Genomic DNA, 16,234 nt, shown 5'->3' with positions numbered 1-16,234 from the left:
AATTATTTAAATGAAACAATGGTTACACCGGAATCCCCTTCCCCAAAGGCACCGAGGCGGAATTCCTTTACATATTTCAGTTTCTTTAAGTGCTTATGCACCGCATTTTTCAAAGCACCGGTTCCACGTCCGTGAACCACCCGGACCTGGGGAAGGTGAGCCAGATAAGCATCATCTAAATACTTGTCTAACTGAGGAATGGCTTCATCCGTTGTCATACCGATTAGATTGATCTCCGGAGATATGGACAGGGATTTTGAGATTCGGGTGGAGCTGCTTCCGCTTCCGCCCCTTTTTGAGTTCCCGTTACCGCCTGGAATTGAAACGGATTCTTCATGAAGAAGCTCCAGATCCGACAGATTCACCAGAGATCTTAAAATACCCATCTGAACATAAAGATCCCCTTTGGCATTGGGAAGAGAGCTGACCGTTCCGTTCAAGTTCATGCTAAGGACCTTGACGCCGTCCCCCAGTTTCAGCTTTTTCGGATCGATCCCCTTTTGGGACCTGCTCTTTTCTTTTCGTAAGGCAAGAGAAGAATCCACATCCTTAAGCTTGCTTCTTAAGCGGCTTCTTTCGGCCTCTAATTCCTTATTTACGCCGGAGTCCTTTGCCAGCTTGTTGATCTGGCGTATGGTCTGGTCTGCCGTGTCTTTGGCCTCCCTTAAGATTCTCTGGGCCTCTTCCCTGGCGCTGCGGATCATCTTATCCCGGTTTTCGTCAAGGCGTTCCTCCTTCTGGGTCAGACGGTTCTTTAACTGCTCCACTTCCCGTTTGTAGGCCTCAATCTTGATGCGTTCCTTTTCAATGGTGACCCTGTTTTCCTCCAGATGAGTCAAAAGATCCTCAAATGTCTCATCCTTTGCTTCCAGATGAGTCCTTGCATCTTCAATAATATAATCCGGAAGACCCAGTTTCTTAGAAATCGCAAATGCATTGCTCTTTCCGGGAATTCCGATTAAAAGCCGGTAGGTGGGCCTTAGAGTTTCCACATTGAATTCACAGCATGCATTTTCTACGCCGGGAGTGGTTAAGGCAAAGACCTTTAACTCACTGTAGTGGGTGGTAGCCATGGTACGGCATTTCATGTTGTGAAGAAACGTCAGGATGGAAATGGCAAGGGCTGCGCCTTCCGTAGGATCCGTTCCTGCACCAAGTTCGTCAAAAAGACAGAGAGAATTGCTGTCCGCCTGATTGAGAATCTGGACAATGTTGGTCATGTGGGAAGAAAAGGTACTGAGGCTCTGCTCAATGCTCTGTTCATCTCCGATGTCCGCAAACACTTCTTCAAAAACAGCCAGCTCAGACCCGTCAAAAGCAGGGATGTGAAGGCCCGCCTGTCCCATTAACGTAAACAGGCCAACCGTCTTAATGGAGACCGTCTTACCTCCCGTATTCGGTCCTGTTACAATCAGAAGGTCAAAATCCCGTCCAAGATGGACATTGATAGGAACCACCTTTTCAGGGTCCAGGAGCGGATGGCGTCCGTCCTTAATATTTATGATCCCTTTGGTATTGAAAACAGGTTCGCTCCCTTTATAATGCTTTGCCAGGGCAGCTTTTGCAAATATAAAATCCAGCTTGGTAATGATATTAAAGTCAGCTTCCAGTTCTTCCAGATAAGGCGCCAGCTGATTGCTTAAGTCGGCCAGGATCATCTCGATTTCCTTCTGCTCCTGAATCTCCAGGGTGCGGAGGTCGTTGTTCAGCTTCACGATGGCCATAGGCTCAATAAACAGGGTGGAGCCGGTGGAAGACTGGTCATGGACCATACCGGAAACCTGAGACTTGTGCTCCGCTTTTACAGGCAGGCAGTACCTCCCGTCCCGCATGGTAATGACTGCATCCTGAAGGTAGGAACGGTTACCATTTAAGATGGAGTTCAGCTGCGTGTGGATCTTATCGTTGATGGAACGCATGGAACGCCTTACCTGGTGAAGTCCCGGGCTTGCATCATCACTGACTTCCTCCTCGGAGATAATGCAGCGCTTGATCTCTGTATTGACCGGAGTAAGCGGTTCCAAAAGCCGGAAAAATTCTTCCAGAGAATCATCCGGCAGTTCCGAGTCCTCATGCCGTCCGTAAGCCTTCGCACGGGCAGAGGCGGTAAGCAGAGAACTGATGGATAGAATCTCTCCGATACTTAAAGAACTTCCCACCTCCAGTCTCTTAAGTGAGGGGCGGATATCCTTTACTCCGCCAAAAGAGAGGTTCCCTTTCTGCCGTACCCTTGTTACGGCATCGGTGGTCTCCTTCAAAGATAACACGATTTCGTGGTAATCCGTAGAGGGGACCAGATTCCTGCAAAGCTCTTTTCCGGAATCGCAGGAGGCATATTCCATAAGCTTTGCAATGATTTTATGATATTCTAAAGTTTTTAATGCTTTCTGATTCATATATTATCCTTTTTTTCAATGACTTTCTTTCCAATTGTTGATTCGTGCATCGTTTACAGTATAGCATACGTGGGATAAAAACTGCAATCCTCAGGTTGTTTTTCATGGCTGTAAAATAAAGTTTCAAAGTGTTCTTTAAGCCCCGTTTTTTGGGGTTTCACAGGTTTTTCTTGCATTAAGGCGGGAAGAACCTTATAATAGTACATAGGTCTTCTGTAAAGGAGGGTAAGTATGCCGGATCATAACGGGCCAGATGATAAAAAGACGGAGCCCCGTCGGTTTATCAATGAAAAGATCGTAAAGCAGTCCATGTCAAAAGAGGACATGTTAAAAAGGATTTTGGGCCTTTTGCTGACTGCAGTTATTTTCGGATTTGTTGCGGCGGTTACATTTGTCATATCAAGACCAGTTGCTGAGCGATGGTTTCTAAGAGAATCCACCACAGAGGGGACTCCGGTAACCATTCCAAAGGATGACCCTGAGGCCATGCCCTCTGAGTCTGAAACAGCCACTACGGCAGCAGAGACAGAGCCGATTGAAGAATTATTAAAATCAGCCATGGAGAAATATCCTTTTTCTATGGAAGATTTCAATACGCTGTATGGAAACTTGAAAACGGTGGTCCAGAAGGCGGACAAGGGAATCGTAACCGTTCATTCCGTAAAGACCCAGACGGACTGGTTTGACAATCCTGTAGAAAATTCCGGTTTGTTCGCAGGTGTCATCATCTCCTCAGCCAACCAGGAATTACTGGTGCTGACCCCTGATGGCGCGGTGGAAGATGCGGAAGCTATCCGTGTGGCATTTTCCGATGGTACGGAAGTGCAGGGAACCATCAAGCAGACGGATAAGATTTCAGGGATGGCGATTGTCAGTGTCTCCACAGAAGGTCTTGGAAGAACTGTTTTAGAAGAAATCAAGGTTCTTGAACTGGGGAATTCTTACTCGGTAAAGCAGGGAGATCCGGTCATAGCCGTAGGCGGCCCTGCAGGTATGGTTCATTCCTCCGGGTATGGATTTATCTCCTATATTACAAAGAATGTCCAGGTGACGGATGGGATGACCCGAATCCTTTATTCGGATGTGAAAGGGAATTCCGGAACCGGTACATTCCTTATGAATACCTCCGGCCAGATCATCGGCTGGGTGACAGATGCCTATAAGAATGAAGGAAATAAGGATATGACAGCAGCCATGGCCATATCCGATTATAAGACAATTCTGGAAAAGATGAGCAATGGAGCACCATTCCCCTATTTTGGAATCAAAGGGCAGGAAGTCAGTGCTGCCATGAACAGCAGCGGCATGCCTTTGGGGGTTTACGTGGTAGATGTGAATGCAGACGGCCCCGCATATAATGCAGGGATTCAGTGCGGCGACATCATCACTTCTGTGGGTGAGGAAACCATTGTAACCATGAAGGATTTCCAGGTGGTTTTGGAGAATTCCACACCAGGCCAGGTGATACCGGTGACGGTTTCCCGCAGCGGCAGGGATGAATATAAAGAGATACAATTTCAGGTAACCATTGGAGCCAGGTGATCTTCCTGGCTCCCTTATTGCCTAAGACATCATATGGAGGAATAGAATGAGGTATATTGAATCATTCCGTGAAGGAATGCATGTTTCAGACGTGTTTTTGTGCAAAAACAGACAGATCTGCCTGACAAAGTCGGGAAAGGAGTATGGGAATGTCATACTGCAGGACAAGACAGGCACCATAGATGCCAAAATATGGGATCTGGGATCTCCGGGAATCGGAAATTTTGAAACTTTGGATTATGTATATATAGATGCGGATGTTACGGTATTCCAGAACTCCAATCAGCTGAATATTAAAAGGATCCGGAAAGCGGAAGAGGGAGAGTATGTTCCCGGTGATTACCTTCCGGTATCCTCAAAGAACATCGATCTTATGTATGAGGAGCTTCTTGGTTTTATCAGGTCTTTAAAGAATCCGTATTTAAAAAAGCTGCTGGAAAGCTTTTTCGTGGAGGACCCTTCATTTGCAAGGACCTTTAAGTTCCATTCCGCAGCAAAAAGCGTACATCATGGTTTTGTTGGAGGACTTTTGGAACATACGTTAAGTGTGGTAAAGCTTTGTGATTATTATGCCGGTTATTATCCGGTCCTCAACCGGGATTTACTCCTTACCGCAGCCATTTTCCATGATATCGGTAAGACCAGAGAGCTTTCCGTTTTTCCGGAAAATGATTATACCGATGACGGCCAGCTTTTAGGCCATATCATTATCGGTACGGAGATGGTCGGAGAACGAATCCGCACCATTGCAGGCTTTCCGGAAAAAACTGCTTCCGAGCTGAAACACTGTATTTTGGCCCATCACGGAGAACTGGAATACGGATCTCCCAAAAGGCCGGCGCTTATCGAGGCATTGGCTCTTAATTTTGCCGACAATACAGATGCAAAGATGGAAACCATGATAGAGGTTTTAAAGGGAGCAGGAGATAATAACGGTTGGCTTGGTTTTAACAGACTGATGGATACCAATATCAGAAAGACAACCGAATAGAATAATCAATAATAGACGATATAAAAACAGAGGATTATGAATTATGGATCCTCTGTTTTTATTTATAATAACTATTTACGGATCAAAAAAGTTTATTTAGAATTTCTTTCGGTTTCTTTGTCAATCATTTTAAGAATGGTTCACTATCCTAATATTAGGAAGAGACTGTTGTTTGGATAGAGCAACAATGATAAAATCAACATAGAAGAATTTGGCTTTTGTCATAGACGTAAGAGTGGCGGGCCTTGTCATAAAGGAGAGATAACATGGAAGCAAATCACATTTTACTGGTGGAGGATGACAAAGAGATCCGGGAAGGCATTGAAATTTATTTAAGAAGCCAGGGGTATGAAGTGTATCAGGCAGCCGACGGGCTGGAAGGCTTAAAGATCCTTGATCGGGAGGAAATACATCTTGCCATCGTAGATGTCATGATGCCCCGCATGGATGGAATCACCATGACCGTAAAGTTAAGGGAAAAGTATGATTTTCCGGTCATTATATTATCTGCAAAGTCAGAAGAAGTGGATAAGATCATGGGCTTAAACATCGGTGCCGATGATTATGTATCAAAACCGTTTACCCCCATGGAGCTGCTTGCGAGAGTGAATTCCCAGCTTAGGCGCTATAATAAATATATGGAGATGTTAGAGGCAAAGGAGCAGAAGGAAAAAAGCAATGTTTATGCCATCGGCGGTCTGGAGTTAAATGAAGATACGGTGGAAGTGTTCGTAGACGAAAAGCCTGCCAGGCTGACCCCTATCGAATTTAAGATACTGGCACTTCTCATGAAAAATCCCGGAAGAGTATTTTCCGCAGAAGAGATCTATGAGCGGGTATGGAATGAACGTGCAATCAATACAGACACCATCATGGTGCATGTGCGCAAGATTCGGGAAAAGATCGAGATAAATCCGAAGGAGCCAAAATATTTAAAGGTGGTGTGGGGCGTTGGATATAAAATTGAGAAACAGGCATAGAATCAGCCTTTTTATGGCCGCAGCGGCAGTATTCGCCGCCGCAGCCATAATGGTCGGACTCTATCCCTTCTTTAAGAATGAGTCTGCCAGGGATAAAGAACCGGTCTATCAGGAGCAGGCATTTTTAAAATATCTGGTGTATGGCAATTATGTACTTTCCATAGAGCAGGCCCAGTACCAGCAGGGGAATATGTTATCACCGTTCCAGTTTTTCTTTCCTCAGGCGGCACAAGAGCTGAAAAACCAGTCGTCCATTCAGTCCTCAAATCAGGATGATATAACGTTTAATAAAAATATTACTATAGAAATCGCAGGGGATCATGAGAGTGACGGAATCAAAGGGCGTCAGGATTATATAAAGGAACTGCGCCGGAACTGCAACCATGAATTTGACAGCTGGAACCGGTATTTTGGAGTCATCCGGAACTCTCTGGATTATCAGATCCTTGATGAAAGCGGGCAGGTGATATCCGATCATTCCGGAGGCCGCTCCATACCAGACAGCAAAGACTATGTATTTAAAGCAGTGCTTCATTATGATGATATGGGGAGAATGAAGGTTATTTCAACAAGCGGAGAAGATACTTCAAGGCTGGTGACCAAGCTTCAGGACTACGGCGATGCGGACCCTATGAAGGGTTATTATTGGGATATGTATTTATATGAGCCGGAATTAAAGCTGATGAATCCCAGGAATACCACCTTTGCCTATGGAATGACGCAGCAGCAGATGACTGTGCTTAAGGAAACAGGAGCTGGCTCTTTCGGTTCCTATGAGAATACGGAAGGTGTCTTAAAAATCTTTCTCGGCCTTGTCTGTGCAGTTGCCATTGCTGCATTTCTTTTCTCCTGCATAGATGTGACGTGGGCGGAATCCAACCGGATTTTAAGAACTCCTTTTGAGATTGTGATCAGTGTGCTATGCGGCGGAGTCGCATTTGGAGCCGGTTTGACAAAGCTCGTGGCGGTGACCAATCAGGGAGAATTATATGAAACCCTTCTTCGGGCTAATTTTCTGCCAGGTGTGTCGGTAGTTATGGTAAGGCTCTGGAATCTTCTCTGGTGGTCTGTGCCCTTTGCAATCGTTTACTGGGCGATTCTTTCCATGCGAGATGTGTTTCACATCGGCCTTAAGCGTTACCTTCGGGAACGAACCCTGCTTGGCTGGTTCTGTGCATGGGTAAAGTGCTGCTGCATAAAGGTCTATCATTATGTAGGAAACATCAATTTAAAGGAAAGATCGGACAAAACCATCTTTCGGATCGTTGGTATCAACTTTATCATTCTGGCGGTGCTCTGCAGCCTTTGGTTCTTTGGAATCGGAGCCTTGATTTTGTATTCGATCCTCTTATTTTTTGTCATGAGAAAGTACTACAAGGATTTAAGTGAAAAATACCGGATACTTCTAAAAGCTACCAACCAGATAGCGGAGGGAAACTTAGAAGTGGCTATTGAGGAGGATTTAAGTATATTTGAGCCGTTTAAAAAGGAGATACAGAAGATACAGAGCGGATTTAAGGTAGCAGTGGATGAGGAAGTAAAAAGCCAGAAACTAAAGACGGACTTAATCAGCAATATGTCTCACGATCTAAAGACACCGCTGACGGCAATCATCACATACGTAAATTTATTAAAGGATGATCATGCCACACCGGAGCAGAAAAAAGCCTACATTGACATTCTGGAACAGAAATCCATGCGCTTAAAGTCCTTAATCGAAGATTTGTTTGAGATCAGTAAGGCCAACAGCAATAATGTGACGCTGAATCTGGAAGAGGTGGACATTGTAAGCCTGTTAAAGGAGGTCAGCCTGGAGCTGAGTGACAAAATTGAAGAATCCACCATTGATTTCCGCTGGAATCTGCCCGATGAAAAGATCGTGCTTCCTCTTGACGGGCAAAAGACTTACCGGATCTTTGATAATCTTCTGACGAATATCATCAAGTATGCCATGCCAAACACCAGGGCTTACATTGATATGAAAAAAGAAGATGGGTATGTGGTCACCAGCTTAAAGAATGTATCTGCAGCAGAGCTTACCTTTAATCCTGAGGAAATCACGGAACGTTTCGCCCGAGGAGACCAGTCCCGCAACACCGAAGGCTCCGGCCTTGGTATGGCCATCGCCAAGAGCTTTGTGGAACTTCAAAACGGCAAACTTCTGGTGGAAGTGGAAGCAGATTTATTCCGGGTCATTATCCGCTGGCCCATCAGTTAGAATAAAATTTTCGGGAACAATATAAAAAAGAAAATATTTTTATTAATCCTTGAAAACCGGACCGGAACTGATTATACTAAGAGAAAGAAGTGTTCGTTCGGAGAGAGAGGATAACGATTATGATTATACAAAGCAGGCGCATCTGGATAGCCGGCCAGTTCATTCCGGCACAGCTTAAAGTGGAAGAAGGGAAGATTACAGCCGTATTTGCTTATGAAACCGAAGCCTGGGATCAGGACTATGGCAATGACCGGATTGTCCCGGGGTTTATCGATCTTCATACCCATGGAGCCTATGGGTTTGATACCAACGATGGGCAGCCGGAGGGGCTGCGTGAATGGATGAGGAGAATCCCTGAGGAGGGGGTGACTGGAATCTTACCAACTACAGTGACCCAGTTTCCAAAAGTGCTTCAAAAAGCCGTAGCCAATGTTGCTGATGTGGTGGAAAGCGGTTATGAAGGAGCAGAAATACTGGGGATTCATTTTGAAGGACCTTATCTGGATATGAAATACAAGGGAGCCCAGCCGCCGGAAGCTATTGCCAGTTCTACGGTAAAGGAGTTTCAGGCATACCAGGAAGCCGCCAGAGGGCTGATCCGGTATATTACCCTTGCTCCCGAGCATGATAGGGATTATGCACTGACCAAATACTGCAAAGCTACGGGAGTGGTGGTCAGCATGGGCCATTCTTCTGCTACCTATGAGGAAGCGCTTATGGGAATTGCCAACGGTGCCACCTCCATGACTCACGTTTACAACGGAATGACACCTTACCATCACCGCAATCCGGGCCTGGTAGGGGCTGCGTTCCGGGTAAGAGATATTTACGGAGAGATCATCTGTGATGGCTGCCATTCCCATGTGGCGGCGCTGAACACCTTTTTTACTGCCAAAGGAAGGGATTTTGGAATTATGGTAAGTGATTCCCTGCGGGCAAAGCACTGTCCGCCCGGCGGTTCTTATCATCTGGGAGGGCATGAGATCGAGATACGGGAGAATGGGCTGGCGTATTTAAAGGGAACGGAGACGATTGCCGGCAGTACCCTGAATATGAATAAGGGGCTGAAAATTCTGGTGGAAGAAGCCATGGTTCCTTTTGATACTGCGCTTAATTCCTGTACTGTGAATCCGGCAAGATGCTTAAGGGTCGATGACCGCAAGGGGAGGCTGGCAGCAGGGTATGATGCGGATATTGTAGTGCTGAATGATTTTTATGATGTGGTGCAGACGTATTGCAGAGGGAGGGCTATGTTGTAAAGATAGGGGGGCGGTTTTTGGGGCTGTTCTTGCTTCAGCGGTTTTGTGAATGGTTGCAGTTTAGCTGATTTATGATGTTTTGGAGTACTGAGTAAGCTGGTAATGAGGGGAGGGGGCTGCCACAGGTCCGCAGTGCCAAGCTCGAATCCGCTGCGCTCCTTCTCGCTTGACGGCTGGCGCCGTATGCCCGAGAAATCAAAAGTGGTCAAAAGAATGCTCGCATTCTTTTGACCACTTCCGCTTTTTCGGGCGCACTGCTTGTAGCTTTACAATATCCTCACATTTTTTAAAGCTCCGGTTTTGGAAAATTCTGTCCATTCACATACATTGACTGCATGGTCTCCGATACGCTCTAAGTATTTGGCAATCATCAGAAGGTCGATGCACTGATCGACATGTTCGGTAGAGCCTTTCAGTAACTCGACTACGTCTAATTTTACCTTGGTAAATAATTCGTCAACCACATCATCCTGCTTTTCGATCTGCTTGGCAGTTTCCACGTCCTGGTGGATAAATGCCTCTATGGAGCTGTGTACCATTTCACGGGCAGCAACAGCCATTGCAGGGATATGACGGACTACGTGGTAGATATGTTCGCCTTTGATCCGCAGAATCAGCTCTGCGATATCAGAAGCATGGTCGCCGATACGCTCTAAGTCCGTTACCACTTTAAGGGCGCTGGATACCACCCTCAAATCGCCCGCAACCGGCTGCTGGCGAAGAATGATGGAAAGGCAGCGGGCCTCAATGGAACGTTCCAGATCATTGATGGTGCGGTCCCCCTTGATGATATCCTCCGCTTTTTCAAAATCCTGATCTTCAAATGCGATAAAACATTGTTCAATGGAGCTTTCCACCATATGTCCCATCTCTTTGATATCATCATTTAAGAGATTCAGTTCATGCTCATAATTTACTCTTGTTGTCATTGCTCTTCTCCTTTATAGTTCTGAATCAGACTCCATCAGCCGAAACGTCCGGTAATATAATCCTCGGTTCTCTTATCCTTAGGTACGGTAAACAGTTCTGTGGTCGAAGCGAATTCCACCACTTCTCCTACCAGGAAAAAGGCTGTGTAGTCTGCAATTCTGGTTGCCTGCTGCATGTTATGCGTAACGATGGCAACCGTATATTTTTCTTTTAACTCATCCATTAAATCCTCGATCTTTAATGTAGAAATAGGGTCCAATGCGGAAGTGGGTTCATCCATTAACAGGACTTCCGGTTCCACCGCCAGTGCTCTGGCGATACAAAGACGCTGCTGCTGTCCGCCGGAAAGACCTAATGCAGATTTCTTTAAACGGCTTGATACTTCATCCCAGAGGGCTGCGCCCTTTAAGCTTTTCTCCACAATGGCATCCAACTCTGATTTGTTCTTGATGCCGTGAATTCTGGGACCATAAGCCACATTGTCGTAGATGCTCATTGGAAATGGATTCGGCTGCTGGAATACCATACCGATCTTTTTACGGAGCAGAGTCGTATCAACTCTTGCGTCATATATATTTTCTCCGTCAAGAAGAACTTCACCTTCAATTTTAACGCTGGGAATTAAGTCATTCATTCGGTTCAGAGTCTTTAAAAATGTAGACTTACCGCATCCGGAAGGACCGATAAAGGCTGTGATCTTGTTTGTATAAAGCTCCATATTGACATCCTTTAACGCATGATTGGTGCCATAATATAAATTTAAGTTGCTGGATGAGATTTTAACGGTATTAGTATTCACGATTCTTTGACCTCCGTATTGAATTTATGGGAAAGGAATTTTGCGAGTCCGTTAATAGCAAGTACAATGACTAGAAGGACTACGGCAATTCCAAAGGCTTCTCCGTATTTCGCCTTTTGCATACATAAGTAAAGCTGGATCGTTAAGGTTCCGCCGGATTCAAAGATTTTTCCAAAAAAGTCTTTGGGAAGAAGATATCCGCTTCCTGCCGTGAACAGAAGTGCGGCCGATTCTCCTACGATACGTCCGATCGCAAGAATAATACCCGTTACAATACCAGGCATGGCACTTGGAAGCAGGATCGTACGGATCATATACCATTTGGTGGCACCAATGCCCAAAGCACCGGAGCGGTAGCTTTCAGGAACCGTTTTTAATGCCTCCTGGGTGGTTCTTGTAATCAGGGGAAGGACCATAATGGCTAAAGTAAGCGCGCCGGTCAAAATAGAATATCCAAGTCCCAGTGTATTTCCAAAAAACACATAACCGAACAGACCAAAGATGATCGAAGGAATTCCGGATAAGGTTTCCGTGGTGAATTCAATGATACGAACTATTTTACCACCTTTTGCGTATTCATTCAAATAGATTGCAGCACCCACCCCGATAGGTGTGGCAATAAGTAAAGTAATAGCAACAATATACAGAGTATTTACAATATTTCCAATAATTCCAAATGTTCCTTTAATGGTACTGGGAACCGTGGTCAAAAATTCCAGACTGATCTGGGGAATTCCCCGGACAAACACATATCCCATAATACCAATCAATAACAGAATCGAAATAAAAGCGCACAGATAAATGAGAATCAGTAACACAGAATCGGAAATTCTTGTTTTCCGGTTATAAATGCTGTTTGTTGAAGTAGAATTGGTGGGAACAGGCACAACAACATTATTAGTCATGATGTGCGTCTCCTTTCTTTAGCAGATTGTTCAGTGAGATATTGATAATCATAATAAAGGCGAACAGGACAAGTCCGATCGTGAAAAGAACCTGCTTGTGAAGGCCCTGGGAATAAGACATCTCAGAAACAATCGCAGTGGTCAGGAAGCGGACTGAGTTAAACGGAAGGGGAATATTTACCGCGCTGCCGGACACCAGACTGATGGCCATTGCTTCCCCAATGGCGCGCCCGGTTCCCAGAACAATGGCTGTAATGATGCCAGATTTACCAGCCGGAATCACCACATGGAAAATAGTCTGTATTTTTGTAGCACCAAGGGCAAGAGAAGCACTCCTTAAATGGTCAGGAACAGAACGGAGTGCGGTCTCACTGATGTTGATAACCGTAGGAAGTATCATTAAGGAGAGAACCAAAACGGCGGAAATCAGGTTCGCACCACCGGTAAACTGATGCGTGGTAGAACCTTCAAATATTTTTAGCTCCAGTTTATACATCAAAGGATTTAAAACCAGGATTCCCAAAAGACCGTAGATAACGGAAGGAATACCAGCCAGCAGTTCTACCGCCGGACGTACGATTCTGGTAAGTTTCGGGGGAGCCACTTCAGCCAGAAATACGGCAGTCATGACACCAATGGGAACTCCGATCAAAATGGCCATGGCAGTACCTACAATAGAAGTTAAGATAACATATAAGATTCCAAAACTAGGAGAAGCGGCAGTCGGTCTCCAGGTAGATCCGAACAGAATATCCAGAATTCCTACCTTAAACAGAGACGGAGTGCCGCTGATGAGCATGTACAAACTAATGGAGGCCACAGCCAGAACAGCAAAGAAGCCGCAGATTGTAAAAATAATCTCTGCAGCGCGTTCTACTCCGGATTTACTTCCATGGCCACTGAATATGGAATATGTCTTTGGTCGCATACAAGAAGCTCCTTTCAAAAAAAGGGGACGCAACGTAGATCATCGGCTGCGTCCCCAGAAAATGTTATTACCAGTCAATTAGTTTGCCGGGATTAAACCAACGGATTTTACTAATTCTTTTCCTTCGTCTGAGTAGATGTAGTCAAACAATGCTTTCACTAAATCGCTCTGCTCGGAAACCTCTCCTTTGGTAGCCATTACGAACGGACGGCTTAAGAAGTAAGAACCAGCTTTGATATTTTCCGGAGTAGGCTCTGTACCTTCCAGACTTATGGTCTTTACTGTATCATCAAGAACATCGAGGGAAACATAGCCGATAGAACCTGGTGTTGATGCTACCTTTGCCATAACGGCACCGGTACTGTCAAGCTCGTTGCTGTATTTGCAGGCATCTTCAAGCTCTAATAATTCTTCAAAAGCACTTCTTGTACCGGATCCGGCTTCACGTCCGATTACTACAATCGGCTGATCAGCGCCGCCTAAGTCTTTCCAGCTGGTAGTAGTGCCGTTGTAAATGTTAATCAACTGATCTTTTGTTAAGTCTCCAACTGTATTGGCTGGGTCAGTAACAACTGCGATTCCGTCGATAGCTACAATATTTTCAGCAATGCCTTTTGCTTTTTCTTCATCTTTTAAATTACGGGAAGAGTTACCAATGTCTGCAGAACCGCTTCCAACGGCTTCGATCCCTGCACCTGAGCCAACGAATTCAGCTTGTACGGTAACCCCCGGATTAGCTTCCATAAAAACTTCACTTAAAGCAGTTGCAAATTTTTCCATAGAGGTTGAACCTACCATGCTGATAGAACCTTTTAAGTCAGCAGCGGCAGCGGTTGTAGCTTCTCCAGCGGTTGTACCACTTTCAGAGCTTGCAGCAGTAGTAGAATCAGAAGCTGTTGTCTCAGTAGTTTTGCTTCCGCATCCAGCCAGAGCACCCATTGCAAGAATTGCTAATCCTGTTAATGCCAGTGACTTCATATAATTTTTTTTCATAATTACTCTCTCCTCTTTTCTCTACAAAATTGCTTTCGCTTACATGTTGGAGTATATCAGCCGTCCAGCATTCTTGATATCATGTTTTTGTATAAGTATTGTAAAGGTTGTGTAAAGAACTGAAAATTCTGTCTCTTCTATATAGTAAAGTATTAGCGTTTTTTAACCTGGAGATTCCTTGTTTTCCTTAAGAAAATACCTTAGAAAGGGAAAAATATGCTTAAATAAAAAAATCAGGTATCTGCGATGTTAAAAAATGCGGAATAGACTGGACAGAACTGGATAAAGTGTGGTAAATTGGAACGTGCGCTTTAATAAGAAAGAAACCGCAAACATATTCCGTAAGTCAAGAACGGATACGAAAGACACGAGACAGGAGGACGTTTCATGGGAGCATATCAACTGAAAATCACGATCAAAGGCAGTAAGCCACCGATTTGGAGAAGAATTTTGGTACCGGAGGGAATTACCTTTGCCAAATTACATCAGGTGATCCAGACCGCATTCTCCTGGAGCAATGAGCATCTCTATCAATTTGAATTCCGTTCCCAAGGGGTTCGGGTAGTTCCTTTTGAAGAAAAAGAATCCAGGAAATTTCAGTATATAGTAGCAGAAGAGACCATCGATGCGCTGGTATCGGGTGCCGGTAAATTTACCTACACCTATGATTTCGGTGATAACTGGGAACATGTCATTACCGTGGAAGATGCAGTTCCTGATTATAAAGAAAGCTATGCCCAGGTGATTAAATATAAAGGGGATGTCATTCCGGAGAACTGCGGAGGTCTGGCAGCGTTTTATGAACTCCTTGAGAAATCTCCTGAGAATATAGAAGAATACGATATGGCTTCTGTCAACGAGGCATTCAGCCAGAACGGGCAGGTAGCAAAAGAAGAAGTTCATATTGCTGAGATCTATAATTACTACGATAAAGACAGTATTATGGAGATTGCTAAGAGACATGGTATGAGCGGACTCACGAAATTAAAAAAAGAAGAGCTTGCAGAGCGGACAATTTCCCATATATTAAAGAAAGAAGTTATGAGACGCTATTTCCTTTGCGTCCGTGATTCAGAAATGAAATTATTTGAACAGATAACAGAAGGCAATACGGAAATTGCTTCTTTTGATATAGAAGAAATGGATTTTCTGTATGCAGGCGGCTATTTGACTTCCGGAGCTGATTCGCAGTTTATGGTAGCAGAGGAAGTGGTCAAAGCATATCAGGAGTTCAACACTCCAAAATTCCAGGAAGAACGCAGCCGGCTCAGTACAATCGGAGACTATCTCTGTGCCGCCAATTCCCTGTATGCCGTTACCCCGCCTTCTGTATTACTGGAAACCTTCAATAAATACGAAACGAAAAAACTTACTTTAGAAGAACTTCTCCACGCTTATGAATGCCTGGAACCTTATCGCTGCCTTGTTGCATACATTGACGGCGCCTTTGTAGATGCCGCATTAGCAGAGCAGAAGAGCTTCGAGAATCTGCTTCGCATGCAGAAGAAAGTTCCTTATTATATTCCGACCCAGCAGGAGATCCGTTTCATGGCAGACAATGAAGGGTTCCTGATGACTCCTGAATTACATCAGCTCGGCAAGTTTTTAAATGAAGAAATGAAGGTTGCCGAGGATATGGTTCCATACAACCTTCGCCAAATTCAGGCGGAGATAAGTCTTGGCGGACAGCTTCAGGAAGTCATAAATGATATGGAAGCATCGGGCATTATTTTCGATGAAGCAGAACATATGGAACGGTTTGCCAGCATTATCACTGATGTATGGAATCATACCAGAATGGTATTGAACCGGGGCCATAAGCCATATGAGATGGTGATGAAAGGGCTGGAAGAGGTATCTGCTCAGCGTAAAGTCCCCCAAAAAGTATATCCAAACGATCCCTGTCCCTGTGGCAGCGGCAAGAAATACAAAAAGTGCTGCATGAAAAAGTAGCTGTTAGATGTAAAAGGGAGTCCAAACCAGAAAAGAGTTCGGACTCCCTTTCTCTTTAATAAATTGGAGACCTATAAAAGAGAAGGTACTTCTGGAAGAATGCACACACCAATTATAAGGAAGTTGTTCATAAAGCAGCAATGAAGCAATACCAGCGCCTGTCAGATAAGGCTCCAGCGTGTCTTTAAATTGTTGCAAAAATCATAATATTCGTAAAAGATAAAAAAGTTTAAAAAATATGTTGACTTTTGTCGTCTGCTTTGGTATGATATAACTCGCCGCTGAAAACGGCGGCAAAAACTTCTTCCAAAACACATCGTGAACCGATGAAAAAGTTTTG

At 44.7% G+C, this 16,234-nt stretch carries 12 protein-coding genes; 6 read left to right on the top strand and 6 right to left on the bottom strand.

The features are described 5' to 3' along the window. Positions 1-2: 2 nt before the first annotated feature. Entirely contained in the window at positions 3-2,396 is a 2,394-nt protein-coding gene (locus ACLTWA_RS17165; RefSeq protein ID WP_412329120.1) for an endonuclease MutS2, read from the bottom strand. Between the two features lie 231 nt (positions 2,397-2,627). On the opposite strand from ACLTWA_RS17165, the gene ACLTWA_RS17160 reads away from it, so the two are divergent. The 5 genes from ACLTWA_RS17160 to nagA all read left to right on the top strand — a co-directional run bounded on the left by ACLTWA_RS17160 (position 2,628) and on the right by nagA (position 9,386). Next, positions 2,628-3,938, top strand: coding sequence for a S1C family serine protease (locus ACLTWA_RS17160; protein ID WP_412329119.1), 1,311 nt, complete (start codon positions 2,628-2,630; stop codon positions 3,936-3,938). 46 nt (positions 3,939-3,984) lie between these two features. Then, the gene (locus tag ACLTWA_RS17155; protein WP_412329118.1) at positions 3,985-4,929 is read left to right on the top strand and encodes a 3'-5' exoribonuclease YhaM family protein; all 945 of its coding nucleotides are present in this window, start codon (positions 3,985-3,987) and stop codon (positions 4,927-4,929) included. Between the two features lie 266 nt (positions 4,930-5,195). Beyond that, positions 5,196-5,909 (top strand): response regulator transcription factor, encoded by a 714-nt coding sequence (locus ACLTWA_RS17150; protein WP_412329117.1) that lies wholly within the window; start codon positions 5,196-5,198, stop codon positions 5,907-5,909. Continuing rightward, the gene (locus ACLTWA_RS17145) at positions 5,881-8,127 is read left to right on the top strand and encodes a sensor histidine kinase (RefSeq protein WP_412329116.1); all 2,247 of its coding nucleotides are present in this window, start codon (positions 5,881-5,883) and stop codon (positions 8,125-8,127) included. The genes ACLTWA_RS17150 and ACLTWA_RS17145 overlap by 29 nt, the downstream gene beginning before the upstream one ends. A gap of 119 nt (positions 8,128-8,246) precedes the next feature. Continuing rightward, on the top strand, positions 8,247-9,386 hold the full coding sequence (nagA, locus tag ACLTWA_RS17140) for an N-acetylglucosamine-6-phosphate deacetylase (protein WP_412329115.1): 1,140 nt from the start codon (positions 8,247-8,249) through the stop codon (positions 9,384-9,386). A 266-nt stretch (positions 9,387-9,652) separates the two neighbouring features. On the opposite strand, the gene phoU is transcribed toward nagA, so the two are convergent. From phoU to ACLTWA_RS17115, 5 genes are all read right to left on the bottom strand, one after another. Further along, the gene (phoU, locus tag ACLTWA_RS17135) at positions 9,653-10,315 is read right to left on the bottom strand and encodes a phosphate signaling complex protein PhoU (protein ID WP_412329114.1); all 663 of its coding nucleotides are present in this window, start codon (positions 10,313-10,315) and stop codon (positions 9,653-9,655) included. Positions 10,316-10,350: 35 nt separating this feature from the next. Continuing rightward, entirely contained in the window at positions 10,351-11,115 is a 765-nt protein-coding gene (gene pstB / locus ACLTWA_RS17130; RefSeq protein WP_412329113.1) for a phosphate ABC transporter ATP-binding protein PstB, read from the bottom strand. After that, the gene (pstA, locus tag ACLTWA_RS17125; protein WP_412329112.1) at positions 11,112-12,020 is read right to left on the bottom strand and encodes a phosphate ABC transporter permease PstA; all 909 of its coding nucleotides are present in this window, start codon (positions 12,018-12,020) and stop codon (positions 11,112-11,114) included. The genes pstB and pstA overlap by 4 nt, the downstream gene beginning before the upstream one ends. Beyond that, entirely contained in the window at positions 12,013-12,948 is a 936-nt protein-coding gene (gene pstC, locus ACLTWA_RS17120) for a phosphate ABC transporter permease subunit PstC (RefSeq protein ID WP_412329111.1), read from the bottom strand. The genes pstA and pstC overlap by 8 nt, the downstream gene beginning before the upstream one ends. A 78-nt stretch (positions 12,949-13,026) precedes the next feature. Beyond that, positions 13,027-13,941 (bottom strand): phosphate ABC transporter substrate-binding protein PstS family protein, encoded by a 915-nt coding sequence (locus ACLTWA_RS17115; RefSeq protein WP_412329110.1) that lies wholly within the window; start codon positions 13,939-13,941, stop codon positions 13,027-13,029. Positions 13,942-14,328: 387 nt separating this feature from the next. On the opposite strand from ACLTWA_RS17115, the gene ACLTWA_RS17110 reads away from it, so the two are divergent. After that, positions 14,329-15,894, top strand: a complete 1,566-nt coding sequence (locus ACLTWA_RS17110; RefSeq protein ID WP_412329109.1) for an IS1096 element passenger TnpR family protein — start codon at positions 14,329-14,331, stop codon at positions 15,892-15,894. Positions 15,895-16,234: the final 340 nt, after the last annotated feature.

Origin of the sequence: Lacrimispora sp., assembly GCF_046972725.1 — a bacterium.
Lineage (GTDB): Bacteria > Bacillota > Clostridia > Lachnospirales > Lachnospiraceae > Lacrimispora.
The sequence above is the reverse complement of the archived record's forward strand: the minus strand, read 5'-3'. Positions and strand labels throughout refer to the sequence as shown.